Here is a 25,154-nt window from a genome sequence, read left to right as displayed (position 1 = left end):
GGTCAATAGACCTTTATAAGGAGAGCGCATGCGAGTTCAGGAAATAATGACCCGACGGATTGCCACTGTCCATCAAGACGATCGACTGGCGTTTGTGCAAGATATTTTTACTCAGTCTGCCTTTCGCCATTTATTGGTGTTGAATGGTCAAGAGCAGCTGTGTGGCATTATTAGCCATGCAGACATGAGCCGCGCGCTCAGCCCCTATTTGGGCACAGATGCAGAAGTAGAGCGGGATCGAGACACCTTACAAAGGCGCGTTCACCAAGTGATGAGCCGAGATGTCATCACCATTACCGGTGCTGCTACCTTGCAAAGTGCCGCCCGTATTATGCTTGAACACAACATCGGCTGCTTGCCGGTGGTTGAGCAAGAAAAGCTAATCGGCTTGGTGTCGTGGAAAGACTTATTACGCCAGATGATTAAATAAAAGCAGCGCCGAGCGCCCGGCGCCCAGCTAAAGAAGAACAAAACTACCCTCTGCTCTCTGCTGTCATCGGACTCGCGACCGTATCTTTCTCTGTTGGGTTGGTTTTCAGCTAGGCGCTTGGTGCTGGGCGCTCGGCGTTGCCTCTCACTTATTCCTTTTTGGAATAAAAAATCATTATCCATTCTTTTGAGATCTACTTGCTCTGCCTTACAATGCTTCTACTTTATTGTATGAGTGGACATTGCCATGGAACACCTACCCCTATTTATTAAAATTAAACACCGCCCTTGCTTGGTAGTGGGGGGAGGCAAAGTGGCCGCTCGTAAAGCGCGGGTCTTGCTGGCGCGCGGTGCCCGCTTAACCATAGTGGCACCATTATTGTGCCCTGAACTGATTGCGCTGCAGTCGCAGTTTATTTGGCAAAACGATGTGTTCGAAGAGCACTATCTTGATGAGCAATTCTTAGTGGTGGCGGCCACCGATAACAAGGAAGTGAACGCCCACGTCTATCAGGCGGCGAACTTGCGTGGTTTATTGGTCAATAAGGCTGATGATAGCAAGCGCTCAGCGGTGATCTTTCCCTCGATTGTAGAGCGTTTTCCGCTGCAAGTGGCTTTTAGCACCGGCGGTGACGCCCCTTGGCTGGCGCGTTTATTGCGTGCTCGCCTAGATGCACTGTTACCTAAACACTGGGGTGAGCTGAGCCGCGTTGCCGGTAAGCTGCGCACTAAGGTGCAGGCGGCCTTTGCCACCAGCGATGAACGCCGTCGCTTTTGGGCGCGCGCCGAAGATGACGCCCAGCTTAATACGCTATTACAACAAGGTGAGTTGGCGAGTGCCGAGCGCTGGTTAGAGCAGGCGATCAATCAGCCGCAAACCGGTGAAGTGATCTTGGTGGGCGCAGGCCCAGGTGACCCTGAGCTGCTCACTATTAAAGCCTTAAATGAATTACAAAAGGCCGAAGTGGTGTTGTACGACCAACTAGTATCGCCGGAAATTATGGCCTTAATTCGCCCAGAAGCCGAGCTGATTGCTGTGGGTAAAAAAGCCGGTCATCACAGCGTACCCCAAGACCAAATTAATCAGCTATTGGTCGATCAGGCATTAACCGGTAAGCGCGTGGTACGGCTTAAAGGTGGCGACCCCTTTATGTTTGGTCGCGGTGCAGAAGAATTAGAAACATTAAAAGAAGCCGGTATTCCTTATCAAGTGGTACCGGGCATTACTGCGGCGGCGGGTGCCACCGCCTATGCGGGCATTCCCTTGACCCATCGCGATCATGCGCAAAGTGCGGTGTTTATTACCGGCCACAGCAAACAAGATGGTAAAGAGCCGAACTGGGCATCACTGGCGCAAAGCCGCCAGACCTTGGTGATTTACATGGGGCTAATGCGCTCGGCACATATTCAACAGCGCTTAATCGAAAATGGCTTAGCCTCCAGCACACCGGTGGCCTTAATCGAGCGCGGTACCACACCTCAGCAGCGCGTAGTGCGCGGCACCTTAAGTGAGTTAGGGTTGCTGGCTGAACAGGTAGTCAGCCCATCTTTGATGGTAATTGGCGAAGTGGCCGCATTAGCAGATTCACTGGCTTGGTTTAAGCCCCAAGCGGAAGCACAGGCGGTACAGGCCGAAGCTCAAGAGCAATATGCTTAAATCATAGCGCCGAGCATCAAGCGCCCTGCGCCCTGCGCCCAGCTAGAACGAGAACAAATCTCAAGATAACCCCTTATTTGTAAACCACCTTTATACCGGACTTGTTCCGGTATTTTTTTGCCTAGGTTTTGTTGGCTTAACTTAAGAAGTGGAATCTATCAGATAATGATGTGATGTCGGATGGAGCACCAAATCATCATAAGCGGAGGTTGGTTTTAGCTAGGCCCTTGGTGCTGGGCGCTATATCTTGAGGCTCAACTGTCCCAGCGGGGCTAATAGATCTTGTAGTTCGTTACGATAATCAGCAGGGGTGGTTTCTGTGATCAAGGCGGCTAACTCGTTACCGACGGTAGTAAAGCGGTAGTACAGCAGCCGTATGCCTTTGCGCTGTGGCTGCAAGGTCATGGGCTGATTGTTCAATATTACGCGCAGCGGCGAAGTCTGCGATAACTCGCCGGATTCTAATTCTGCTTGATGTAACAAACCCAGCTCAAATAATTGCATCAGACCCGCATAAGGCAGGCGATAACGGCCTAAATTAAGCCGCTGCTGGCGCTGGCCTTGTAACAAGGTGCGATATTGATAACCAAACAGTAACCTTAAATTTTCATCGCCAAAGTGGCAGGCGAGGGCGCTGGCTCTTTGTAATAGCAGCGCATCTTTTTGGGTCATCAATTGTAAGCGACTCAAGGCCTGAATCGAACAATGCCCCGGGTTGAGGACTTCTTGCGAGAGAATATTGGCCCAAAATTGCTGCATGGTGGGATGGCGAATATTTTCTGCTAATTCAAGGAAATGACTGATCCAGTCTGGGTCTGGCTCATTGCCGACTTCATCATTATCTTGCAGACTGGCTAGTTCCACTATGGTTTCTAGATTTTTTTGCCGCGCCGCTTCATCGAGCTGATGACGAATTTTAAAACGCTCACCAAAGCTGATTTTGGTGTCGCCATGCAGTAATCCAGCAATGCCTCTTTGCTCGGCGAGCTGCTGTAAAAGAGCCTTACGATTCTTTAGTTTATTATCCAGTGTTGCGGCTTTTCGCGTCATCAGTTTCTATTGTTAACTATGTTGTTTCTATGTTAAAATTCGCGCCTGAATTATAAATGGAGTGGCGTATGTATATGCAAGAACATCCAAAGGCCAAACACAGTGTGGCCAAGATACTGTTAGTGGTGGGCTATTTATCCAGTCTGGGTATTTTAGCGACTATTATCGCCATCATAGAATAAGCCTAATCAAAACGTAAGATCTTGATGAGGCTTATCTTTTTAATTTTTAAGTGCGCCGCGCACTAACATCATGACCTCCATTATTTGCTCACTGGTTAATGCCCCCTCCTTAGCAAAAAGCACTACTCCCTTCTGATCAAGCAGCACAACGCTCGAACTTTTCGCTTTTAATTGCCATGTCTGTGCCACGACTCCATTTTCATCTACCACTATCGATGACCAAGGAAATTCTCGCTTACTGCTCTCGGCACTGCTGCGTACAAAAGCCGACGTACCAAATATTGCATCCTTGACGTTAATAATGGTCACCGTTTGATAACGGTCCCGTGGCAGCTTGGCCGCGGTAATGGCACGAACTAAGGGCGCATTTAGCTCCTTAGCGCTGGAACGCCCTGCAATGTGTTGTACCAAGCGTACCTTGCCAGCGCCCTTGCTTAACTGCCAATTACGCGCACTCAATTGCTCATTATTAAGTATCAATTCGCCTTGATTGGTTACCGTCACCGCTGGTGCGGCTTGATTGAGTTGCAGATTATGAGCCCAGACCCCCATCGGCAGGTAAGCGAGGGGTAAACAGGCCAGTAACATTCCAATTCTCATCGGCATCAAATAACTCCTTGATCAGGGTTAACTCAATCAGCCTAAGTGATGTTAATCAATTGTCAAATTACTGTAGGGCGGTGAGGGGTAAAGCGTGAGGCGAGAGGAGATAGAGATAACACTAAGTGCCCAGCTCAACAGAGCAGGAGCCTATCGTGACACGGATAAAAAAAGCCCCCAGAGTTAATTGGGGGCTTTTTAATGCAGCTTAGCTTTTGCTACTTAGGCTTTATTAAAGCGCTCGGCAGAGTCTAAGATTTCTGCTTCGGCGGCGGCTTTATCGCCCCAGCCGTCTAACTTCACCCACTTACCCACTTCTAATTCTTTGTAGTGCTCGAAGAAGTGCTGGATCTGGGCTTTCAGCAGCTCAGATACATCATTGATGTCCTGAATGTGCTCGTATTCTTTGCTCAGCTTGCTGTGTGGTACGGCGATAATCTTAGCATCAACGCCAGACTCGTCGGTCATGTTAAGCACGCCCACTGGACGGCAGCGGATCACTGAACCGGCTTCTAACGGATACGGGGTGTGCACCAACACATCAACCGGATCACCGTCTAAAGACAAGGTGCTATTCACGTAGCCGTAGTTGCACGGGTAGAACATAGGCGTAGACATGAAACGGTCCACAAACAGCGCGCCTGTGTCTTTATCCACTTCGTACTTAATAGGATCTGCGTTCTGGGGAATTTCGATGACCACGTAAATATCTTCAGGCAAATTAAGGCCGGCAGGGACGTTCTTCAGGCTCATGAGACTTCCTTTATTAATAGATAACAAACTGAATAACCGAGTTTACCACGCTTAGAGTGCGGGTCCGATTATACCAATGGGTAACGACGATATAGAGCGATATTATAACTAGTGTCGTAGAGATCACCATACAAGTGCCCAAAGTGAAGGCACATTGTTAGAATGGGCCCATTACAGCAGCCAGAGGCACGTTATGCACATCCATATTCTCGGTATTTGTGGCACTTTTATGGGCGGATTAGCCGTCTTGGCTAAACAACTCGGTTATCGGGTCACCGGCAGCGATGCCAATGTTTACCCACCTATGAGCACTCAGCTGACCGCTCAGGGCATAGAGTTAATCGAAGGTTACGATCCCGCCCAGCTCGACGATACCCCCGACTTAGTGGTGATCGGTAATGCTATGAGCCGTGGTAATCCGTGCGTGGAGGCAGTGCTTAATCGGCGTTTGCCCTACACTTCTGGGCCGCAATGGTTGCTTGAGCATGTATTGCAAGACCGTTGGGTGTTAGCGGTGTCAGGTACCCACGGCAAAACCACAACCGCCGCTATGTTGGCGTGGATCTTAGAAGACTGTGGCCTTAACCCGGGTTTTTTAATCGGTGGCGTGCCCGGTAACTTTGAGGTGTCGGCGCGCTTAGGTGAGGCACCGTTTTTCGTGATTGAAGCCGATGAGTACGACAGCGCCTTCTTCGATAAACGCTCCAAGTTTGTGCACTATCGACCCAGCACGCTGATTTTAAATAATCTGGAATTCGATCATGCCGACATCTTCGACGACTTAGCGGCTATTCAGCGGCAATTCCATCATTTATTACGCATGGTGCCCAGCCACGGTCGTGTGCTGGTGCCCACCCAAACACCGGCCATAGATAAAGTGCTGGCCATGGGTTGCTGGAGCGATGTGGAATATTTAGGTGAGGGCGGCCTGTGGCAAGTGGAGCCGTTACGCGAAGATGGTAGCCAGTTTGCGGTAGTAGTTGATGGGCAAAAGGTGGGCGAAGTGCAGTGGGACTGCATGGGCCTGCACAACGTACACAACGGTCTAATGGCCTTGGCGGCGGCTCGCCATGCCGGTGTGCCGGTGCATGAGGCTATTAAATCATTGTGCTTATTTGTGTCGCCTAAGCGGCGCATGGAACTAAAAGGCGTGGTCAGTAATGTTCGCGTCTGGGACGACTTTGCCCATCATCCCACCGCCATTGCCACTACTTTGGCGGGGCTAAAAGCCCAAGTGAAGGCACAAGGCAACGGCCGCGTATTGGCGGTATTAGAGCCGCGCTCTAACACCATGAAGATGGGGATTCATCAGCAGCCGTTAGCGGATTCACTGCAACTGGCGGACGCCACCTATTTATTTAAGCCCAGTGGCCTTGATTGGGACTTGAGCGCTGTGGCCAATGCCTGCCCCAAAGGTCAAATCTATGAAGACTTGGATGCCTTGATTGCGGCACTGGTGAGCGATGCCCAACCTAATGACCATATATTGGTGATGAGCAACGGCGGCTTTGGTGGTATTCATCAGCGTTTGTTAGATGCGTTAGCGTTGGGAGCTGTTTCATGAGTGCAGTTAAAACTGATTCGAATTATCCGAGAAATCAGCAAATCACCTATCCTCGCCAACAACAGATAACACTGGCGCTATCGGGTGCTTCGGGCGCGCCTTATGCGTTGGCGCTATTACAGCGCTTGCTTGAGGCCGACTTACAAGTGCATCTGTTGGTGTCCAGTGCCGCACGGGTGGTGATGGCCACCGAACAAGATGAGCAGTGGCCGGCGCAACCCGCAGCTCTTGGCGCACTGTTAAGCGAGCGTTATCAGGCCAAGCCTGAGCAGCTTAAAGTCTATGGCAAAGAAGAGTGGTTTTCACCGGTGGCGTCCGGCTCAGGTGCGCCACGGCGGATGGTGATTTGCCCTTGCTCTATGGGCACTGTGGCTGCCATTGCTATGGGTAACTCGGATAATTTAATTGAGCGCGCGGCCGATGTGGTAATCAAAGAGAAAGGCCAACTGATCTTAGTGCCGCGCGAATCACCTTATTCGGCGCTGCACTTAGAGAACATGCTGAAATTAGCGCGTTTAAACGTGACTATTATGCCCGCCTCGCCGGGCTTTTATCACCAGCCGAAAAGTATCAGTGATTTAGTGGATTTTATGGTGGCGCGCATTTTGGATCATCTAGATCTGGATCACGCACTGATGTCGCGTTGGGGATATGGGCATTGAAACTCAGTGAAGAGTGAGGGGAAAATTGTGAGGGAATAAGAGCAAACACCCAGTCTGCAGATTGGATGTTTTCACCTTACGCCTCACCATTTACGCCTCACGCATGCCACATGCAGCCCCGTTAGATTTCCGTTAGAATACGTCTTTAATCACAGTCGGGCGTTACTACCCCGAACGGAGCGAAAATGAAACACAGAGTGGATGTCCTGATCAGCACCGATGAGGTTAATGCCCGGATCCAAGCATTAGGCGAACAAATTACTCAACATTATCAAGGCGTAGATGAGCTGGTGATGGTGGGTTTGCTGCGCGGCTCCTGTGTCTTTATGGCCGATCTTTGCCGCCAAATCCCGTTACCGGTACGACTCGATTTTATGACGGCTTCCAGCTACGGTAGTGGCACAAAAAGTAATCGTGATGTGCGCATTCTCAAAGACTTAGATGATGAAATTCACGGTAAGCACGTGTTGATCGTCGAAGACATCATAGATACGGGTTACACCTTGAGTAAGGTGAAAGAGATTTTGTCCTTGCGCCAACCGGCCTCACTGACCATTTGCTCCTTGCTCGATAAACCGGACCGCCGCGAAGTGGATGTGCCCGTAGATTGGGTGGGCTTTACCATACCCGACGAATTCGTCGTGGGTTATGGCATCGATTACGCCCAGCGCTATCGTAACCTGCCCTACATCGGCAAGGTAATACCGCTGGATTGATTTGCTGTTCTAGGGTGAAGAGTAAAGGGTGAAGTGGACGAGCAGGAAGACAGACCTAAAACCTAAACCTTCCGGCTTCGCCTGTAGAAGCCGCTTTAGCCGGCTGGTTTTGCTTAGCAAAACGTTTTTTAGGAGTGAGGGGGTATGCCTTTCACTTCACTCCTTACACCTCACTATTACTACTAGCCTAGGGATCAGGCGACGAGATTTACTCGTTGACCGTCTCTGGGCTTTTTTATGTTATGGAGCTATTGATGACCAAAGCACTGGAAATTGCAGGCTTGCGCAAAGTCTATGCCGGTGGTGTAGAAGCGCTCAAAGGCATAGATTTAACCGTGGAACAGGGCGACTTTTATGCGCTGTTGGGCCCTAATGGTGCGGGTAAGTCCACCACTATTGGCATTATCTCTTCCTTGGTAAATAAAACCGCCGGCACGGTAAAGGTGTTTGGTTTTGATATCGATACCCACTTGGAAGATGCCAAGAGCCAAATTGGCTTAGTGCCGCAAGAATTTAACTTTAACCAGTTTGAAAAAGTCGAACAGGTGGTGATTAACCAAGCGGGCTTATACGGGGTGAATCGCAAAGAAGCCAAAATCCGCGCCGAGCGTTATCTTAAGCAGTTGGATTTGTGGGATAAGCGCCATGCTATTTCGCGTACCCTTTCTGGCGGAATGAAGCGCCGCCTGATGATAGCGCGCGCCTTAATGCATGAGCCTAAATTATTGATTTTGGATGAGCCGACGGCGGGTGTGGATATCGAAATTCGTCGCGCCATGTGGGACTTTTTAAAGCTGATTAACGAGCAAGGCATCACCATTATTCTGACCACCCATTATCTGGAAGAGGCGGAATTGCTGTGTCGTCATATCGGCATCATAGATAAAGGCCTGCTAATCGAAAATACCAGCATGAAAGGCTTGCTCGGTAAGATGACAGTCGAAACCTTTATTCTGGATTTAGTGGTTGACGGCCGCGAGCCATTTTTATCCGGCTACAACTGGCAGCTTCTCGACGATCACACCTTAGAAGTGGAAGTGAAGAAAGAGCAGGGCTTAAATAATGTCTTTGCTCAGCTTAACGAGCAAGGGGTGCGGGTGTTAAGCATGCGCAATAAGTCCAATCGCTTAGAAGAGTTATTTGTGACGCTAGTAGAAAGCGGGAGAGCAGCAGTATGAGCGGCATGCGTTATTATGTGGCCTTTAACAGTATTTTATCTCGTGAAGTGGTGCGCTTTGGCCGTATTTGGGTACAAACTTTGGTACCCCCGGCTATTACTATGTCGCTGTATTTCGTGATATTTGGCAACCTGATTGGTAGCCGGATTGGTGAGATGGACGGCTTTTCTTACATGGCCTTTATTGTGCCAGGTTTGATTATGATGTCGGTCATTACCAACTCATACTCTAACGTGGCCTCCTCTTTTTACAGCAGTAAGTTCCAAAATAACATTGAAGAACTATTAGTGGCCCCCGTGCCCACTTATGTGATCATTGCCGGCTACGTAGGCGGTGGTGTGGTGCGCGGTTTGCTGGTGGGCTTAATCGTTAGCCTAGTGTCGCTGTTCTTTGTCGACTTACATATTGAGCATCTGTTTAGCGTAATATTTACCGTGTTCTTGACCTCGGTGTTATTTGCGCTGGCAGGCTTACTGAATGCTATTTATGCGCGCAGTTTCGATAATATCAGCATCATTCCGACCTTTATTTTAACGCCGCTTACCTATTTAGGTGGCGTGTTTTACTCCATTAGTTTGTTACCGAGTGTTTGGCAGAGCATCTCCCAGATCAATCCCGTGCTCTATATGGTGAACGCTTTTCGCTATGGCTTTTTGGGTGTGTCGGATGTGCGCTTAAGTGTGGCCTACACCATTATTATCGGCTTCATCTTGGTGTTCTACTGGTGGGCTTGGTACTTAATTCGTACCGGGCGTGGATTACGAACCTAACCCCCTGCGGGGAGTCGTACGAGTACGCCGTAAGCTAAAGAATGAAATGGCAGCTAATCGGCTGCCATTTTTATGGGCGAATCCCTACGGGGCGCGATACGTTTTGCGCCGTACGCTGTTCGTCAAAACAAGACGATGTTTGTCTTTTACTTACAGCGTATAGCGTGTGACGTACGGCTGCTTGTTCATCATCAACCATGTCTTAGTACCCAGCAGGGTGGGCGTGGCGGTGATGTGAAAGCCTAGCTTTTGATAAAACAGTACATTACTGAGTTTATCAGTTTCCAGATACAAGCTAACGCCATTGGCCTCATTAATGGCGACTTCCATCAAAGCGCGGCCGATGCCTTGGCGCTGGTGGTTTGGGGCGACCGCAAGCGGGCCTAGGTGCCAGTGTGGAGTGGCGGGATCGAACTTGGCCCATTGGTTTAGCCAGTGCCGCGTACGCAGCCAACCTAGCGGTGAGTTACTGGCTAGTAAGGCAGGAGCCAGTTTTATTAGCTCTAAGTAATAGGGTTGGCAATGGCCGGGAGATAACCGTCCTAAGACGCCCACTAGCTGCTGGCCTACATAAGCGCCACTTAGCTCACCATTGCGGGCGATATAGGGCAGCAAGCCGCTAAACAGCCGTGTAAGCCGACGCTGGCGCTTATTTATATCTTGGCCAAACACCTTAAGGTGCAATGGATTCTCAGCCATGGCCTCTGCACATAGCCGCGCCGCAGCTTTAAGATCAACCTTAGGTATGAGCGCGAGCGTGATCTGAGATGTCTGCATACAGGTCTTTGCTCCTGCCAAGCGTTATTGAGTTACCAATAAAAAACCCGAGCTTAAGGCTCGGGTTTTTTATGACTAGTTACAGCGTACGACGTTTAGCGTACGGCTGCTCTTAAGCCAATTGCAGCGGGATGTTTTTGCTGGTGCGCACTATGTTGTTGTCCACATCCAGATACACCAAGCTTGGGTGATACTGTTCAATCTGCTGCTCGCTCATAGGCGCATAAGCACAGATGATGATGCGATCACCCACGGCGGCCTTACGGGCGGCGGCGCCATTGAGTGAGATCATCTTAGAGCCGCGCTCACCGGAAATCGCATAGGTGTGAAAACGCTCACCATTATCGATGTTATAAATATCGATTTGCTCATATTCGCGAATGTTCACCGCATCAAGTAAGTCTTGATCAATAGCGCAAGAACCTTCGTAGTTCAGTTCAGCGTGAGTCACCCGTGCTTGGTGCAGTTTGCCTCTCAGCATAACGCGTTGCATATCCATGTTTCCTGATCTCCGTTGTAAGTGCTGAGGGTTTATTGACCCTTAATACACGCATCCGTCTGTCTGCAGTAACGTCTTGCAGAAAAATCTTGCCAAAAAGAAGGCGCATCTTATAAAGACACGACCTGATTGTCTATTAATCGTGCTTTGCCTAAAAAGGCGGCCATTAAAATAACTACGGCTTGGGCTTGCTCGGTAACGGGCAGCAGCGTGCTGGCGTCCACGATATCAATGGCATCCGTGGTAAAACCACTATTATTTAAGCGGGTGCTGCCAGCTGTTACCAGTGCTGCAAAATCGCGCTCGCCATGAACAATGCGCTCGGCTAACCATGACATGGTTGCCGCAAGCGTCGGCGCTTGCTCGCGCTCAGTGGTCGTTAAATAGCCATTGCGTGAGCTCAGGGCTAAGCCGTCTTCCGCTCGCACCGTAGGTACACCTATCAGCTCGACCGGCATATTTAAATCGCTGACCATTTTACGGATCAGCGCCAGTTGCTGGTAATCTTTTTCACCAAAGCAGGCCAAATCTGGCTGTACTAGGTTGAACAGCTTACACACCACAGTGCTCACGCCATCAAAGTGGCCTGGGCGCAGCGCGCCTTCTAGCACTTCGCTAACACCGGGCACCACCACGCGGGTTTGCTGCTGCTGACCGTTGGGGTACATCAGCTCAGGGGTGGGCGTAAATATCGCATCTGCCAAATCATCTAAGCGCTCGCAGTCTTGCTCTAAGGTGCGCGGGTAAGCGCTTAAGTCTGCCGCGCGGTCAAACTGCATGGGGTTGACGAAGATGCTGACTACCACCTTATCGCAGTGCAGGCTTGCCGTCTTGACTAACTGCAGATGGCCGGTGTGCAAGTTGCCCATGGTCGGCACAAAGCCGATGCGCAACCCTTGGCGACGCCACTCATTAATGGTGGCTCTTAAATCGGTGATATCAGAAATAAGCGGCATGTTCGGCTCTCTGCTGTGCTTTGTTTTTAATTAAAAGTTTATCAGCGTTAGTTAAAGCTGTGCTCAGGGCCAGGAAAACGCCCCTCGGCTACGTCTGTTACGTAAGCACTAATGGCGGCTTTAACGCTGTCGTGCTCGGCCAAAAAGTTCTTGGTGAACTTAGGCACATAACCCGTGGTTAAGCCTAAGGCATCTTGCATCACCAATACTTGGCCGTCCGTATCTGGGCCGGCACCAATGCCGATCACCGGAATGCTCAATAGCTGGCTTATCTCTTTTGCCAAGGGGCTGGGCACGCATTCCAGCACTAACAGCTGAATGCCTGCGGCCTGCAGTGCTTTTGCATCCTGCTTAATTTTTTCCGCTTGGGCGCTCTCACGGCCTTGTAGCTTAAAGCCACCAAACACGTGTACCGATTGCGGCGTTAGCCCCAAATGCCCACACACAGGTACGCCTTGGCGCGTTAGCTGAGTAATGGTCTCGGCCAGCCAGTCACCGCCTTCCAATTTAACCATGTGCGCGCCGGCACGCATCAAGGTCGCTGCATTGGTACAGGCTTGTTCGGTGTTGCTATAACTCATAAACGGCAAGTCGGCGACGATAAGCGCCTTGGTGCAGCCTTTGGCCACACAACGGGTGTGATAGGCCATTTCTTCGACCGTGACTTTTAGCGTGCTGTCTTCGCCTTGTAATACCATGCCGAGCGAGTCGCCAATTAAAATGGCGTGAGCACCGGCTTGCTCAAATACGTTAGCAAAGGTGGCATCATAGGCGGTGATCATGGCAATTTTTTGCTGATCGTGTTTCATCGCTAACAGGCGGGCTGTCGTTATGGCTGTAGTTTTGGCGGCAGTTACTTTACTCATGAGAGATTCCTTTGACTACGAGAGCAGTGGCGTCATGCCATTGACAGGGCAAGTCAGCAGCAAGGGCGCTAGGGCCGTGCCGCAGGGTAAAATCAGGTCTGGGCACAAGTCCGCCAGCGGATACAACACAAACTCGCGCTGCTTCATGCCGTAGTGGGGCAGGGTTAAGCGGTCATCCTTCATTATCAAGTTGTCATACAACAAGATATCTAAGTCCAGAGTACGTGGCCCCCAACGCTCGCCCTTGCGCATGCGGCCTCGCGTTTGCTCAATGGCTTGCAGCGCATCTAACAGTGCGTGCGGTGCCAATGTGGTCTCAAACACCGAGACGCCATTTATATAGGGCGGCTGATCCGCCGGCCCCATAGGTTGGCTTTGATAAAGCGGTGAATGACGTAGGCTACCGGTTGTGGCCAAGTCTGCCAGTGCCGCTTGTGCGGCCTTAATGTGCGCCAGCGGCTCGCCTAAGTTGGCGCCTAAGGCCACGTACACTTGACTCATGCTTCTTTTTTCTTGCGCGGACGACGACGTGGGCGCTTGCGCGCTTTAGCTGGGTCTTCGCCACCAAACTGATTATGTCGAGCCTGAGCGGCGCGAGATAACTGCTGTCTGTCCACTGGGTTTGCCACTTGAAACTCGGTCCACCAATCGGCTAATTCTTTCAGCTTAGGGTCGAGCTCGGCGCGCAATAACAAGAAGTCATAACCGGCCCGAAACTTAGGATGCTCTAACAAGCGATGAGGGCGTTTGCCACTGCGCTTTGTCAGACGGTCTTGTAACATCCAAATATCTCGCACTACCGAGCTAAAGCGACGCGGAATCGCTACGCTCTTCACTTGGCGGCCCAGCACTTCGTCCATGGCCAGCAAGAAAGCATCGTAATAGTTGAGGCCGCCTTCGTGCATAAACTGTTGAGTGCGGGTTTCTACCGGACCCCATAACAGCGCTGCATATAGAAAAGCTGGCGTTACGCGCATATCTTGGGCAATACGCTCATCGGTATTGGTCAGTGCCAGTTCGAGAAAACGATGATAATCGTTATCGCCTTGGCCCATCACATCGGCAGCTTCTGGGAACAAAGGCGCAAACAAGCCATAACGCTGTAATTGGTGATAGGTTTCAAGCCCATAACCGGCCAACAATAATTTAAGCGTTTCTTCAAACAGGCGTGCGGGTGGAATATCCCCCAGCAAGGGTGCTAAATCAAGGATGGGTGCGGCGGTGCGCGGGCTAATAGTTAAGCCCAGCTTCGCAGAGAAGCGTACCGCGCGGATCATGCGCACCGGATCTTCGCGATAGCGGGTTTCTGGATCACCAATCAGCTCTAAGCTGCGGTTTTCTAAGTCTTTAAGACCATTAGAAAAACCCACCACGCTAAAGTCAGCAATGTTGTAATACAGGGCGTTGACACTAAAGTCGCGGCGCTCCGCATCTTCTTCTATGGTGCCGTAGACGTTGTCACGCAGCAACATGCCCTCAGAGGATTGGTCTGAAGCATTTTTATTGTTATTGACCTGATGATGATGACCACGAAAGGTCGCCACTTCGATCACATCGCGGCCAAATAAAATATGGGCCAAGCGAAAACGACGACCCACCAGGCGACAGTTACTAAATAACTGCTTAACTTGGTCGGGAGTCGCGCTGGTGGCGATATCAAAGTCTTTGGGCTGGCGGCCCAAGAGTAAGTCACGAACACCGCCGCCCACTAAGTAGGCCTCGAAGCCAGACTTGTTCAGGCGATACAACACTTTGAGCGCGTTATCACTGATTTGTTGGCGTGATATACCGTGTTGGTCGCGTGTTAATACCACGGGTTGCAACGGTAGCGTCTCCTGTTCGATTTGGACTTGTGGAGTTCGGTTTAGTAGCTTCTTACAAAAGCCAGCAATCTGGGAAAAAATAGGACACCTCGCATGGCCTTTAGCTAGGGTCTGTTGACCTTTCGCGGTTATATTTTGTTCGAGCTAAATATGCTTAGTCGAACCCGCAGGGTTGCAAAAATCATTTTGCAAAGGCCAACAGACCTTAAATTTTGCGCACTATAATAGCGCAGGGCGTTGAAAATGCGAATTTTCTGTGCACTTCAACTCAACTTGTGTGGTACCAGGCACTTGTGGCAACTGCCAGTGTGCGATGGCCCAATTTAAAATTTCATCTACCTTGCCCTGCCATAAAGATGCGGGCGGCGCCTGACCCAAAAAAGCCAAGGCCTGACATAACTGATGGCCTGCTTGGTTTAAATCCAAGGCGGGCGCATGGTTTTGCTTCGATAGTTTATGGCCAGAAAGGGTAGCTAAGGGCAGATGCAGCCAGTTGGGAATAGGTGCATTCAACCTTTGATATAGCGTAATTTGTCGGCCCGTGGGCTCCAACAAATCAGCTCCGCGCACGACTTCTGTAATGCCCGCTGCTGCATCATCTAATACCACCGCCAGATTATACGCATAAAAACCGTCACGGCGACGTACAATAAAATCTTCTTCTGCAAGCGCGGTCGGTATTTTAACCGAGCCTTGCAATAGATCATAAAATTCATAGACCGGATTGGTCATTACTAATCGCGTCGAAGCCTGTGTTGAACTTAAGCCTAAGTCACGACAGTGGCCCGTATAAAAGCCACCGCTTTCGGCAATGGTTTTTCGGCTGCAATGGCAATAATAAGTGAAGCCAAGGTTCGCCCACTCATCGAGTACCGCTTGATAAGCGTCCAGACGCTGGCTTTGGTAGACCACAGGGCCGTCCCAATGCAGGCCAAAGGCGTCGAGTGCAAATAAAATGTCGTCGGCCGCGCCCGGTATTTCGCGGGGCGGATCCAAGTCTTCAATGCGGAGCAGCCAGCTTCCCTGAGAACGTTTGGCTTGCAAGTAACTGCCTAACGCGGCGATTAACGAGCCAAAATGCAGGGGGCCACTGGGTGAGGGGGCAAAGCGCCCAATATAAGGCTTGGGCGCGCTGTTATTCATATAATGCCTAGTAACCGGCCATCTGTTTTTCTTTGATTTCGGCCAAGGTCTTACAATCGATACATAAATCGGCGGTCGGTCTGGCTTCTAGACGACGAATACCAATTTCTACACCACAGTGCTCGCAGTAGCCGAAGTCATCTTCTTCGATTTTCTGCAGTGTTTTTTCGATTTTCTTGATCAACTTACGTTCACGATCTCGAGCGCGCAGCTCAAGTGCAAACTCTTCTTCCTGAGCGGCCCTGTCCACCGGATCGGGGAAATTGGCTGCTTCGTCTTTCATGTAGCCCACGGTGCGATCGACTTCTTCGCGCAACTGATTGCGCCAAGCGGCCAGAATTTTACGAAAGTGCGTTTTCTGCCCTTCGTTCATGTATTCTTCACCGGGCTTAGCCTGATAGGCCTCAACACCGGCAATGGCCAGAATACCGAGAGATTTCTTGATTTCGACTGCTGGCATTCCGTATCTCCTAAGAAGCAATATTGCGCCAACCAAATTTATAAAGCGGCTATCTATAGCAGAAAGCCTATTAACAAGGCAATTTTGCCGTGCTATTTCAGTGAAAAATCTACTTGAAACAGGACTTAGGCCGCTTTACGTATCTTAAATTGGCCCTGATCTTGCCCCATCAAGCCTATGCAGTTGCTTGATGTTTCCTCCATATGGGGACAATGAAGGGGGTTTTCAAGAGCAAATGCGCGAAGACGAGGGTGTTTGTTTAACTATTAACCGTGGATTATAGGTGTGATTGTGCAGTTTTCATCTTCTTTGCAACAAGGGGTGCTAATCCAGCGCTATAAACGCTTTTTAGCCGACGTAAATGTTGAAGGTCAAACCTTGACGCTACATTGCCCCAATACCGGCAAAATGACCGGCTGTGCCGAACCCGGATGGCCGGTTTATTTTTCGACTTCTAGCAATCTCAAACGCAAATATGCGCACACCTGGGAGTTGGTACAAAATAATCTAGATCATTTTATTTGCGTCAATACCAATCAAGCCAATGCACTGGTCGCCGAGGCATTGGCTAATCACGTTATCACGCCTTTGGCCCATTACTCAGAAATAAAAGCCGAAGTGCGCTATGGCACTGAAAATAGCCGTATCGACTTTCTATTGCGCGCCGATAATCAACCGGACTGCTACGTAGAAGTGAAGAGCGTGACGCTGTTAGATGACCAACCTTTCGATAGCCAAAAGCAGGATGATCAAAGGCAAGATGAGACGAGCAAGGGTGAGTCCGGTCAAGGTTATTTTCCTGACACCAAGAGTGAGCGAGCACAGAAGCATGTGCGTGAGTTGATGCAGTGCGTACAAGACGGTCACAGAGCCGTGCTGCTGTTTTGTGTGTTACATACGGGCATTGCCCGTGTTAGCCCTGCGCACCATCTAGACCCTGCCTACGGCGCTCTGGTGACCGAGGCCATGGCCATGGGCGTGGAGTGTTTCGCGTGGCGGGCCGATATCAGCCCACAAGGCATGCAATTGGTGCAAGAGCTGCCGTTTATTGGGTAAGAGAATGTGGGAAGTGAAGCGTGAACAGCGAAGTGGAAAAGCCGCGGTATGCTTTACGCTTCACCATTATTTAACTCCCAAGACGCCAATATCTCATAGTGCGGGCCTTGCTCGCTTTGTATTGAGCTATACAGGCATAACTGGGTAGGTTGGAAGCGGATGGGCGTGATGGGAGGCAGCTCAACAACACAGTCGTGGCGAAACAAAGTAATGTGGGGCCGAAACGCTTTATGTGGCGGACCTAGCTTTAACGCACCGCATCGATTGTTCAGCTCTTGATACAGCGCCTGTAAAACATCTGGCACCTGAGTGGGCCCCACCCACACTACTTTGGCCCGAGGAAAACAATCAAGTTGGTTGAGCTCAAGAGTAAAATGGGGCAGCTGCATGCGTGGCAGCTGTTTCATCAAGGACGTTGACTGGGTGGCGTTGAGCGCGCCTAAAAAACGTAAGGTTAAATGAAATTGGCGGTTAGGAATGCGCCGCCCTGGCAGTGCCAGCTGGTCTTGCAGTTGATTAAGCTGTGCCGCCACCGTATCGGCAGGAAAAGCCAGAAATAGCCGACTGTCGTCATTTGCCATGTGTCTCCTCCTTGGCTGCTGCCTTATGTGACTTTTTACTTCATTATTTTCTTTCTTTTTGCTTCCTGCCAGCTAACCAGTCTTTCAGAGCCCCGCACCTTGTTAGCTGGTGGTCGCCACGCAGGTTTTGTTATCACGAGGCGCACTCTTGTTCAGCGCTAAATCAGCATAACCTGGGTATTGCAGCGCCTGCTCGGGCACAAGGGGGCGAGCAAGCAGAAAGCCTTGGCCATAATCACAGCCGATATTTTTCAGAAAGCAAAGCTGCTCAGCAGTTTCAATGCCTTCAGCTACCACTTTGAGTCCCAGCTTATGCACCATAACGGTAATGGCTTCCACCATTTGCCGGTCAACAGGATTATTTTCTAGGTTCATCACAAAAGAACGGTCGATTTTCAGGATATCTACTGGCACCAAGCGCAGTTGTGATAACGAAGAATAGCCGGTGCCAAAATCATCAATCGCGATCCGGATTCCTAGGCGCCTCAAGTCTGCTATCAAAGTCATGGCGAGCTCAACATTTTCCATCAGCATGGACTCGGTAATTTCCAACTCCAGTAAACGGGGGGCGATCTTCCTGCGCGTTAACAGCGCATCAACGCGCTCAGCAAAGTCAGGTTCGCGTAACTGACAGACGCTTAGATTAACGGCCACCGGTTTTACCATTAGCCCCGCCTGCATTTGTTGCTGAATAAAATCACCAGCCGCCTCGATTACCCAGTAACCCATCGGCACAATCAGCCCGGTTTGCTCCGCTATCTCAATAAAACTGCCCGGATATTGTATGCCTCGAACGGGATGCTGCCAGCGCAGCAGGGCTTCAAACTTCACCGTCTGGCCATTACTCAGGTCAATGATGGGTTGAAATGCCAGCGCGAATTCTTTGTGGGCCAAGGCTTGGCGTAGCTCTTCTTCGAGCCGTATCGAGTGCAGCGCCTGCTCTTGCATGGCTGAGTTATAAAAAGACAGTTGGTTTTTGCCCGCTCGTTTCGACTCATACATGGCCAAATCCGCATTGCGCAATAACTCGCCACTGCTAACGCCGTCTTCCGGTGCCAGTGTGATGCCAATGCTGGCTCCTACTATGGCTTCATTCTTAGCTAATGTTACCGGCAGACTGATATTGGCGATTATTTTTGCGGCGACAGTCCGTACCTGCTCGATGCTTTTTATATTCATCAGTACTACGGCAAACTCATCCCCGCCTAAGCGGCCGACAATATCGGTTTCTCTCACCGTGGTTCGAAGTCGCTGCGCCACTTCAGTCAATAATCGGTCGCCGTCTGCATGCCCTGTAGAGTCGTTGATGCGTTTAAAATTATCCAAGTCCAAATACAATAAAGCTAGGCTCTTTCCTGCACGTTGAGTATGCAGAATGGCTTGGTCTAGCTGCTCGGTAAAAGATCGTCGATTAGCCAAACCCGTGAGTTCATCATTGAATGCCAGCAGTTCCAGCTGGAGGGTTTGTATTTTTACCAATGAGCGTAACCGGTCCGGCTCTAACAGAATACGGCGTACCAGTAATGTGAATATGCCCGCTGTGATCAGGCTGAGCATAAGGCCCACGATAATCTGGGAGGTGAAGTCGGTGGGCCGGCCCATCGCGAGCGTCCACTCATCATTGGGAACCCGAATTTTTTTTCTTACTAATTGGTCTGTCAGCTTGCTGCTGGAGTGGGCAAAGATATCAATCAGGCCGGTGTCTGGGTGTAAGCGCGACAGCTCATAGGCATAGCCTTTTTCTGTTAGCTGATCCAGTTCTGTAAATGACAGCAAATCCTCCAAGTAAATTAATGCCGTCGCAAATCCCCAGAATTGCTGCTCGCCGTTTTTTTCTAGGAAGACTGGGTTTCGTCCCACCATACCCATTTGCCCTTGCACCAGCATAAAGGGGCCCGCCAGTGTTAGCGCCTCAGTGTTAATGGCCTCCCAAGCCTCAGCTCTACGTTCATCACTGTGTAACAGATCATGACCAATACCCTTTTCATTGCCAGCCAACGGATAAATTTGCTGAGTGATGCCGTTTGGGGCCAGTTGCAGACTAGAAATACCGCCCAAGGTCTGCATCACTTCTTCGGCAAAACTGTCGAACTCTTTGAACTGACCGTTACTGCGCCGTACTTCTTGAGCAAGAATGTAGGTCGATGATAACGAGCTATTTAGGCGGCGCTCTATGGCTGCGGCCTGGACACTCACCACTTCCTCCATCAGCAGCTGATAATCCTTGCGGTCAGCCACAATACTGAGGTGAGTGTAATAACCCCCTGCTGTAAAAATACACATAAACGCCATTAGGGGATAAAGGCTGCTGAGCCTATATGTAAGCATTTATTTCTCTTACCTGGCTGGCCAGGAACTTTTTGGGTTTGAAAATTTTGCGGCACTAGATACTTGGTCTTTGTAATACCTAAATCAGCGCAACAAACATTTTTCAGTTACTTGCTAACTACTATACATAGGTTCCTATGCTGATCATCATATGGAGCTAACTTATAACAATAACTGTAAAGTCAGTCACATAGTCCTTGTGAGGATGTTTGGCGCAAGACGAGATTAAAGGGCATATAGTTCTTAGCCTAGGCGGCGGGTAATCGTAGGGTGGGACTTAACCTTGTGGCGGGCTTGCTATTATCGGGTAAATAAAGCGTTATTATTCCCCGACCAGAGGGGCAGTCTATATTGCGAGTCCACCACAGGCCTTAAGTCGAGGGGGCGACTAATTAGCCCCATCTCGTAGTACATGTTGGCGGCATCTTGTAAGTTATTAAAGTTTATCAAACCTAACTCTGAAAGCTCACCGGAAAGCGGTAAGCTACTGGTATTGCGCAGCGCAATAATAGTGGCGTTGTGGGCGTTATTTTCGCCGTCAACCGCATATTTAACGGCCTGTTGTGCGGCTTCGTCTACGTTTTCTATCATCCATCGGACACTGGTTTCATAGCCGGCTAAAAATGCGTGCAGCTGCTCTTTTTTTGGGCGTAGGTTTCTTCTGTGACCACAAATAAATCATTGGAATAATTAAAGTAATCTTTAACTTGTATCACATTCACTTCACCTAATCCGTTTGCTTGAGCGGCGACCAAGGCAGTATCCGTGGCGGAGGTAGCATCTACTTGGCCGTGAATTAAGGGGGCAAAATTCAGTACGCCAGTTTCAATGATTTCCACATCATTTGCTCTTAATCGGGCTTGTCTTAACACCGCTAATAAATTTCGTTTCGTGCCACTGGTATCGCATAGACGCCAATTTTTTGCCTCTGGCTAAGCCTGAAAATAATGCGCCAGGATCGGCAAAGGCAATGTCTGCCTCACCGGCAATAATTTATTGATAGCATCACTGCCGCCGGCACCAGGAATAAACTTAATGGCCACTTAGTGTGGAGAAAAGAAGTCTTTATCTTCGGCCAAGAGATTGATCTGCCCGGTAATCGGCAAGCTCCAACTGGCTATACGAATAGTGGTTAACCCTGGCTGTTTAGCCGTTCTTGAGCTTTCGTCACACGCCGTAAGCGTGAGGCTTAATAGCACCAAGGAAACTAATGTCCTTATTTTATTAATCAATCTTTATCCCTGAGTGAGTTTCGATGCGATGAATGTTAATGCAGCGGCTAAGTTTACCTCTTTATATAAATTGACGCCAAACAAAGCGTAAAAATTAATGGTAAATAAAATGATGGGTATTAATTAAAGTGATATTAATAAAGAGCGTGTGAATGGCATGATTCTGAATGACGAGAGTGGCAAGCGTGTTTATTAGAGGTTGATCGGCAAGGCGCTGGTTCCTACGCCCGCCGCGGCTATGTTTGAGTTAATCGTTGAAAGCTATACTTGAATCAGTCACCTCGTGGGAGGCAAAAAGATGAAAAGTACAGGTTTCGCCAAACTTAAACGCCAACTGACTGAACTCCAGCCTCGGCAGCGGCATGAACTGCTGATACTGCTTCAGCAACCAGACTCGTTTCCCGAGCTCATTGCTCGACTAGAAGAACTCACTGCTTCACACCCAACATGCCCTCATTGCCGCGATGATGCTCCCTATAAGTGGGGAAGCATGAATGGTAGACAGCGTTACCGCTGCCGGGCTTGCAAGAAGACATTTACCTCTCTGACCGGCACGCCACTTGCTGGGCTTCGAATGGCTGAGCGGTGGTTGGAATATGCGGAGCAGATGATGGAATCCACAACACTTCGCAAAGCCGCCAAAAAGTGTCAGATAAACTTAGGTACATCATTCAGGTGGCGACACCGCTTTCTGCAACTGGTTGATTATACTAAGTCTTCTGAGCTGGGCGGTATCGTCGAAGCCGATGAAACGTTTATACGTGAATCCTTCAAAGGCAAGCGGGATCTCAGTAAGAGAAAACCTCGCCGCCGTGGTAGCGATAAGAAAAACATTAAGTGGGTCAAAGTGATGGTACTGCGCGACCGCAACCACAACGAAGCCGACTTTGTAATGAAACGCTTTACGCTCAGAAAGCTGGAACGCTGCCTGCTGCCGCGATTACGGTCTGGCGCTGTGCTCTGTAGCGATGGCCATCTTAACTACGAGGCGTTGGCAGCCAAACATCACTTGCTTCACAAGCCGGTTAACAGCAGTGTCGGTCAGCGGGTACGTGAAGAGATATTCCATATCCAGGGTGTGAATGCTTATCACAGTCGACTAAAGCAATGGATAATGCGTTTTCATGGTGTCGCCACCAAGTACCTTCATCGTTACCTTGGTTGGTTCAGGTGGTTTGAGCATACTAGGAAAGCTGATGCTCAACCTATTGATTTTATATGGCAATGTGCGGTTCAGCCGCGTTTTCAACAACTAAAGCGAACATAGCCCCCGCCGCCAGTGACGCTGGTCTGCGTTATGGCGACGTCGCTTTTCCACCGCGGCTAAGCATGGCTGAAAGCCGGCGTAATTGATCGCGCTTTACGCGGTTATTTGGCACTATATAAGCGTTTTTAAACCAGTAGGTAATCACGTGCACCAGCTTCCTATCGCCCAAGTGCTGCCAGAATTAAAGGCGGCCTTAATGGCGCCACATATTATTCTTGAAGCGCCGCCGGGGGCGGGCAAGTCCACGGGCTTGCCACTGTGGCTGTTAGCGCAACCGGAGATCAAAGGCCGCATTATATTGCTGGAGCCCAGACGCTTGGCGGCGCGCAGCATAGCCCAGTATTTAGCCGCACAGTTAGGTGAACAGCCTGGTGGCCAAGTGGGCTATCGGATGCGCGGTGAAACTTGTGTCAGCAAACACACGCGACTGGAGGTCGTCACTGAGGGCGTGTTAACGCGCATGCTGCAAGGCGATCCTGAGCTAGTGGGGGTCGACTTACTGATTTTTGATGAGTTTCATGAGCGCAGCTTGCACGCCGAGCTGGCCTTGGCGTTTGCCTTGGAATGCCAAGAGCTGCGCGATAATCTGACCATTATGATCATGTCCGCGACGCTGGATGGCTTAGCGCTGGACGAATTGCTGCCGAATGCCGTTAATATTCACAGTCACGGGCGCAGCTTTCCGGTGGAGGTGAGTTATCAGCCGCGCAATCTGCATGCGCGCCTTGATGAGGCCATGGGGCGGGCGATTGTGTCGGCCTTATTCGAGCACTCAGGCAGCGTGTTGGCCTTTTTACCCGGTGAGCGAGAAATTCGTGACACCCTGCGTTGGCTCGAGGGCAAAACCGATGCGCAAGTGGAGCTGCGACCTTTATATGGCCGCTTGAGCTTGCGCGAGCAACAATTGGCCATCGCGCCCTCTGCCGCGGGGCGGCGCAAGGTGGTGCTGGCCACTAACGTGGCGGAAACCTCGCTGACGATTGATGGCATCAGTATTGTGGTGGATTGTGGCCTTGAGCGGCGTGCCGAGTTTGAACCGCAATCGGGCATAGCACGCTTACACACCCGCCACATCAGTCAAACCTCAGCCACGCAAAGAGCGGGCCGTGCCGGACGGGTACAAGCAGGCAGTTGCGTGCGACTGTGGAGCCAAGAGCAACAACAGCGCTTAGTGGTGCGCCGACCCGCTGAGATTGAACAGAGTGATTTAAGCAATTTTGTGCTGGAGTGCGCCGCTTGGGGGGCGGATCCTGAGCAGTTGGCTTTGCTGACCAAGCCCCCCACGCCGCTGCTGGCCGCCGCCCGCCAACAGTTAACCGCTTTAGGTTTGCTTAATGGCACTCAGCTGACCATTTTGGGGCGCAAGGTCTGGCAACTGGGGTGTGAGCCAAGGCTTGGCCAGTTACTGCTCTGTGCCCAAGCTTGGCAACAGCAAGGGCATAAAGGTGCGGTGGCCGATGCAGTGTATTTGGTGGCCTTATTAGAAGAAGGCCGTTGGGACACAGGCCCCTTATCTGGGCAGCTTTTAGTGCGGCAGGGCGCGCTTAAACAGGCGGCTCAGCGTTGGTTTACCCGCCTCAACGTACCGCCAACTGCGCCATCTGGGCAGTATGTAGGGCCGCTACTGGCCAACGCACGGCCCGAGTGGGTAGCCTTATTACGATCGGAAGCTGCAGGTAAGACAACAGGCCAGCAACTACGTTATGGCCTAGCCGGTGGCTTAAGTGCCGACTTGCCTCAAGCCAGCCCTTTACAAGGCAAAAATATGCTGGCTATTGCGGCGTTAGGGCGCAGCGAACGGGGCATTTTTATTCAAGCAGCGGAGTCGGTTGAGCTGGCGCAATTACAAGCCTTTATGCCCGCGCATTTTAGTGATAAAGCGCACTTAGAGTGGGATAATGAGGCTAATAGAGTGCGAGCCGAGCGCCAGTGGTGCTTTGGCAGTTTGATTTTACAGCGCGCGCCCTTAACCGATATTAGCCCCCAGCAAAAAGCCGAATGTTTGCTAGCCGAGGTTAAACGCCGCGGTTGGCAGGCGTTACCGTTAGATGAAGCGGCTGGCCAATATTGGCTGAGATTACGGCTCGCCGGACAAAAACTGGCCGATCGCGGCTTTGCTATTTGTGATCCAAGCGAGTGGCTAGAGGAGGCCGAACAATGGTTACTGCCTTATTTGACGGGGCTTGGCCGTTGGGAGGCACTGGCGCGCCTACCTTGGGCGCAGATATTTAAAAGCCGGCTGGACTGGTCACAGCAGCAATTGCTGGATACCCTGCTACCCAACTCACTGACGATGGCCACCGGCACTCAAGTGCGCATTCGTTATCGAGAAGCAGACGACCCCGTCTTGCCGGTGCGTTTACAAGAGATGTTTGGCCAATCGCACAGCCCCACCTTAGCAGGAGGGCGCGTTGCTTTGGTGCTAGAGCTATTGTCACCGGCGCGTCGACCGTTACAAATTACTCGAGATTTGGCCGCATTTTGGGCCGGTTCTTATCAAGATGTTAAAAAAGAAATGCGGGGGCGCTACCCTAAGCACCACTGGCCTGATAGCCCAGCCACCACGGCGCCAACCCAGTACACCAAGAGGCATATAAAGCACTGA

The 25,154-nt window shown here is 50.6% G+C and carries 25 protein-coding genes; 10 read left to right on the top strand and 15 right to left on the bottom strand.

The features are described 5' to 3' along the window. The first annotated feature begins 28 nt into the window (after positions 1-28). Together R0134_RS13985 and cysG are read left to right on the top strand one after the other, a co-directional pair. Positions 29-430, top strand: coding sequence for a CBS domain-containing protein (locus tag R0134_RS13985; protein ID WP_087035411.1), 402 nt, complete (start codon positions 29-31; stop codon positions 428-430). 246 nt (positions 431-676) lie between these two features. After that, the gene (gene cysG, locus R0134_RS13980) at positions 677-2,086 is read left to right on the top strand and encodes a siroheme synthase CysG (RefSeq protein WP_319782573.1); all 1,410 of its coding nucleotides are present in this window, start codon (positions 677-679) and stop codon (positions 2,084-2,086) included. Between the two features lie 240 nt (positions 2,087-2,326). Here cysG and R0134_RS13975 read toward each other — a convergent pair whose 3' ends face one another. The 3 genes from R0134_RS13975 to ppa form a co-directional block, all read right to left on the bottom strand. After that, positions 2,327-3,136, bottom strand: coding sequence for a TIGR03899 family protein (locus R0134_RS13975; protein WP_319782572.1), 810 nt, complete (start codon positions 3,134-3,136; stop codon positions 2,327-2,329). Between the two features lie 221 nt (positions 3,137-3,357). Next, on the bottom strand, positions 3,358-3,924 hold the full coding sequence (locus tag R0134_RS13970) for a YtfJ family protein (protein ID WP_319782571.1): 567 nt from the start codon (positions 3,922-3,924) through the stop codon (positions 3,358-3,360). Positions 3,925-4,140: 216 nt separating this feature from the next. Then, positions 4,141-4,671 (bottom strand): inorganic diphosphatase, encoded by a 531-nt coding sequence (gene ppa / locus R0134_RS13965; protein ID WP_319782570.1) that lies wholly within the window; start codon positions 4,669-4,671, stop codon positions 4,141-4,143. A gap of 193 nt (positions 4,672-4,864) precedes the next feature. On the opposite strand from ppa, the gene mpl reads away from it, so the two are divergent. From mpl to R0134_RS13940, 5 genes are all read left to right on the top strand, one after another. Continuing rightward, positions 4,865-6,235, top strand: coding sequence for a UDP-N-acetylmuramate:L-alanyl-gamma-D-glutamyl-meso-diaminopimelate ligase (gene mpl, locus R0134_RS13960; protein WP_319782569.1), 1,371 nt, complete (start codon positions 4,865-4,867; stop codon positions 6,233-6,235). Beyond that, positions 6,232-6,897: a flavin prenyltransferase UbiX gene (locus R0134_RS13955; RefSeq protein ID WP_319782568.1), complete on the top strand. Its 666-nt coding sequence runs from the start codon at positions 6,232-6,234 to the stop codon at positions 6,895-6,897. Before mpl ends, R0134_RS13955 begins: the two co-directional genes overlap by 4 nt. 185 nt (positions 6,898-7,082) lie before the next feature. Then, positions 7,083-7,613 (top strand): hypoxanthine phosphoribosyltransferase, encoded by a 531-nt coding sequence (gene hpt, locus R0134_RS13950; protein WP_087035400.1) that lies wholly within the window; start codon positions 7,083-7,085, stop codon positions 7,611-7,613. 254 nt (positions 7,614-7,867) lie between these two features. Continuing rightward, the gene (locus R0134_RS13945) at positions 7,868-8,791 is read left to right on the top strand and encodes an ABC transporter ATP-binding protein (RefSeq protein WP_319782565.1); all 924 of its coding nucleotides are present in this window, start codon (positions 7,868-7,870) and stop codon (positions 8,789-8,791) included. Further along, a complete protein-coding gene (locus tag R0134_RS13940) occupies positions 8,788-9,561 on the top strand; it encodes an ABC transporter permease (protein WP_319782563.1) in 774 nt (257 codons plus the stop codon). Before R0134_RS13945 ends, R0134_RS13940 begins: the two co-directional genes overlap by 4 nt. Before the next feature lie 150 nt (positions 9,562-9,711). On the opposite strand, the gene R0134_RS13935 is transcribed toward R0134_RS13940, so the two are convergent. From R0134_RS13935 to dksA, 8 genes are all read right to left on the bottom strand, one after another. Continuing rightward, a complete protein-coding gene (locus tag R0134_RS13935) occupies positions 9,712-10,338 on the bottom strand; it encodes a GNAT family N-acetyltransferase (protein ID WP_319782562.1) in 627 nt (208 codons plus the stop codon). Between the two features lie 112 nt (positions 10,339-10,450). After that, complete coding sequence (gene panD, locus R0134_RS13930; RefSeq protein WP_319784377.1) at positions 10,451-10,831, bottom strand: aspartate 1-decarboxylase; 381 nt, start codon at positions 10,829-10,831, stop codon at positions 10,451-10,453. Positions 10,832-10,947: 116 nt separating this feature from the next. After that, positions 10,948-11,793 (bottom strand): pantoate--beta-alanine ligase, encoded by an 846-nt coding sequence (gene panC / locus R0134_RS13925; RefSeq protein WP_319782561.1) that lies wholly within the window; start codon positions 11,791-11,793, stop codon positions 10,948-10,950. A 47-nt stretch (positions 11,794-11,840) separates the two neighbouring features. Next, the gene (gene panB / locus R0134_RS13920; protein ID WP_319782559.1) at positions 11,841-12,659 is read right to left on the bottom strand and encodes a 3-methyl-2-oxobutanoate hydroxymethyltransferase; all 819 of its coding nucleotides are present in this window, start codon (positions 12,657-12,659) and stop codon (positions 11,841-11,843) included. Between the two features lie 15 nt (positions 12,660-12,674). Continuing rightward, positions 12,675-13,160, bottom strand: a complete 486-nt coding sequence (folK, locus tag R0134_RS13915; RefSeq protein ID WP_319782558.1) for a 2-amino-4-hydroxy-6-hydroxymethyldihydropteridine diphosphokinase — start codon at positions 13,158-13,160, stop codon at positions 12,675-12,677. Then, entirely contained in the window at positions 13,157-14,482 is a 1,326-nt protein-coding gene (gene pcnB, locus R0134_RS13910; RefSeq protein WP_413641408.1) for a polynucleotide adenylyltransferase PcnB, read from the bottom strand. Before pcnB ends, folK begins: the two co-directional genes overlap by 4 nt. Positions 14,483-14,701: 219 nt before the next feature. Then, entirely contained in the window at positions 14,702-15,625 is a 924-nt protein-coding gene (gene gluQRS, locus R0134_RS13905; protein ID WP_319782556.1) for a tRNA glutamyl-Q(34) synthetase GluQRS, read from the bottom strand. A gap of 7 nt (positions 15,626-15,632) precedes the next feature. Next, positions 15,633-16,085 carry an RNA polymerase-binding protein DksA gene (gene dksA, locus R0134_RS13900; protein WP_319782555.1) on the bottom strand — a complete coding sequence of 151 codons (453 nt, stop codon included), beginning with the start codon at positions 16,083-16,085 and terminating at the stop codon, positions 15,633-15,635. 291 nt (positions 16,086-16,376) lie between these two features. Between dksA and sfsA the strand changes: the two genes are divergently transcribed. After that, positions 16,377-17,141: a DNA/RNA nuclease SfsA gene (sfsA, locus tag R0134_RS13895; protein WP_319782554.1), complete on the top strand. Its 765-nt coding sequence runs from the start codon at positions 16,377-16,379 to the stop codon at positions 17,139-17,141. A 53-nt stretch (positions 17,142-17,194) separates the two neighbouring features. Here sfsA and thpR read toward each other — a convergent pair whose 3' ends face one another. From thpR to R0134_RS13875, 4 genes are all read right to left on the bottom strand, one after another. Then, positions 17,195-17,722, bottom strand: coding sequence for an RNA 2',3'-cyclic phosphodiesterase (thpR, locus tag R0134_RS13890; protein ID WP_319782553.1), 528 nt, complete (start codon positions 17,720-17,722; stop codon positions 17,195-17,197). A gap of 102 nt (positions 17,723-17,824) precedes the next feature. Next, on the bottom strand, positions 17,825-20,050 hold the full coding sequence (locus R0134_RS13885) for an EAL domain-containing protein (protein ID WP_319782552.1): 2,226 nt from the start codon (positions 20,048-20,050) through the stop codon (positions 17,825-17,827). Between the two features lie 300 nt (positions 20,051-20,350). Continuing rightward, complete coding sequence (locus R0134_RS13880) at positions 20,351-20,641, bottom strand: hypothetical protein (protein ID WP_319782551.1); 291 nt, start codon at positions 20,639-20,641, stop codon at positions 20,351-20,353. Positions 20,642-20,667: 26 nt separating this feature from the next. Then, the gene (locus tag R0134_RS13875) at positions 20,668-20,922 is read right to left on the bottom strand and encodes an ABC transporter substrate-binding protein (protein WP_319782550.1); all 255 of its coding nucleotides are present in this window, start codon (positions 20,920-20,922) and stop codon (positions 20,668-20,670) included. Between the two features lie 658 nt (positions 20,923-21,580). Between R0134_RS13875 and R0134_RS13870 the strand changes: the two genes are divergently transcribed. Then, positions 21,581-22,549, top strand: coding sequence for an IS1595 family transposase (locus R0134_RS13870; protein ID WP_319781742.1), 969 nt, complete (start codon positions 21,581-21,583; stop codon positions 22,547-22,549). Positions 22,550-22,694: 145 nt separating this feature from the next. After that, complete coding sequence (gene hrpB, locus R0134_RS13865; protein ID WP_319782549.1) at positions 22,695-25,154, top strand: ATP-dependent helicase HrpB; 2,460 nt, start codon at positions 22,695-22,697, stop codon at positions 25,152-25,154.

Source organism: Oceanisphaera sp. IT1-181 (assembly GCF_033807535.1).
In the GTDB taxonomy this organism is placed as follows: Bacteria; Pseudomonadota; Gammaproteobacteria; order Enterobacterales; family Aeromonadaceae; genus Oceanimonas.
Note: the sequence above shows the minus strand (reverse complement) of the source record. Positions and strands in the feature narration are given on the sequence as shown.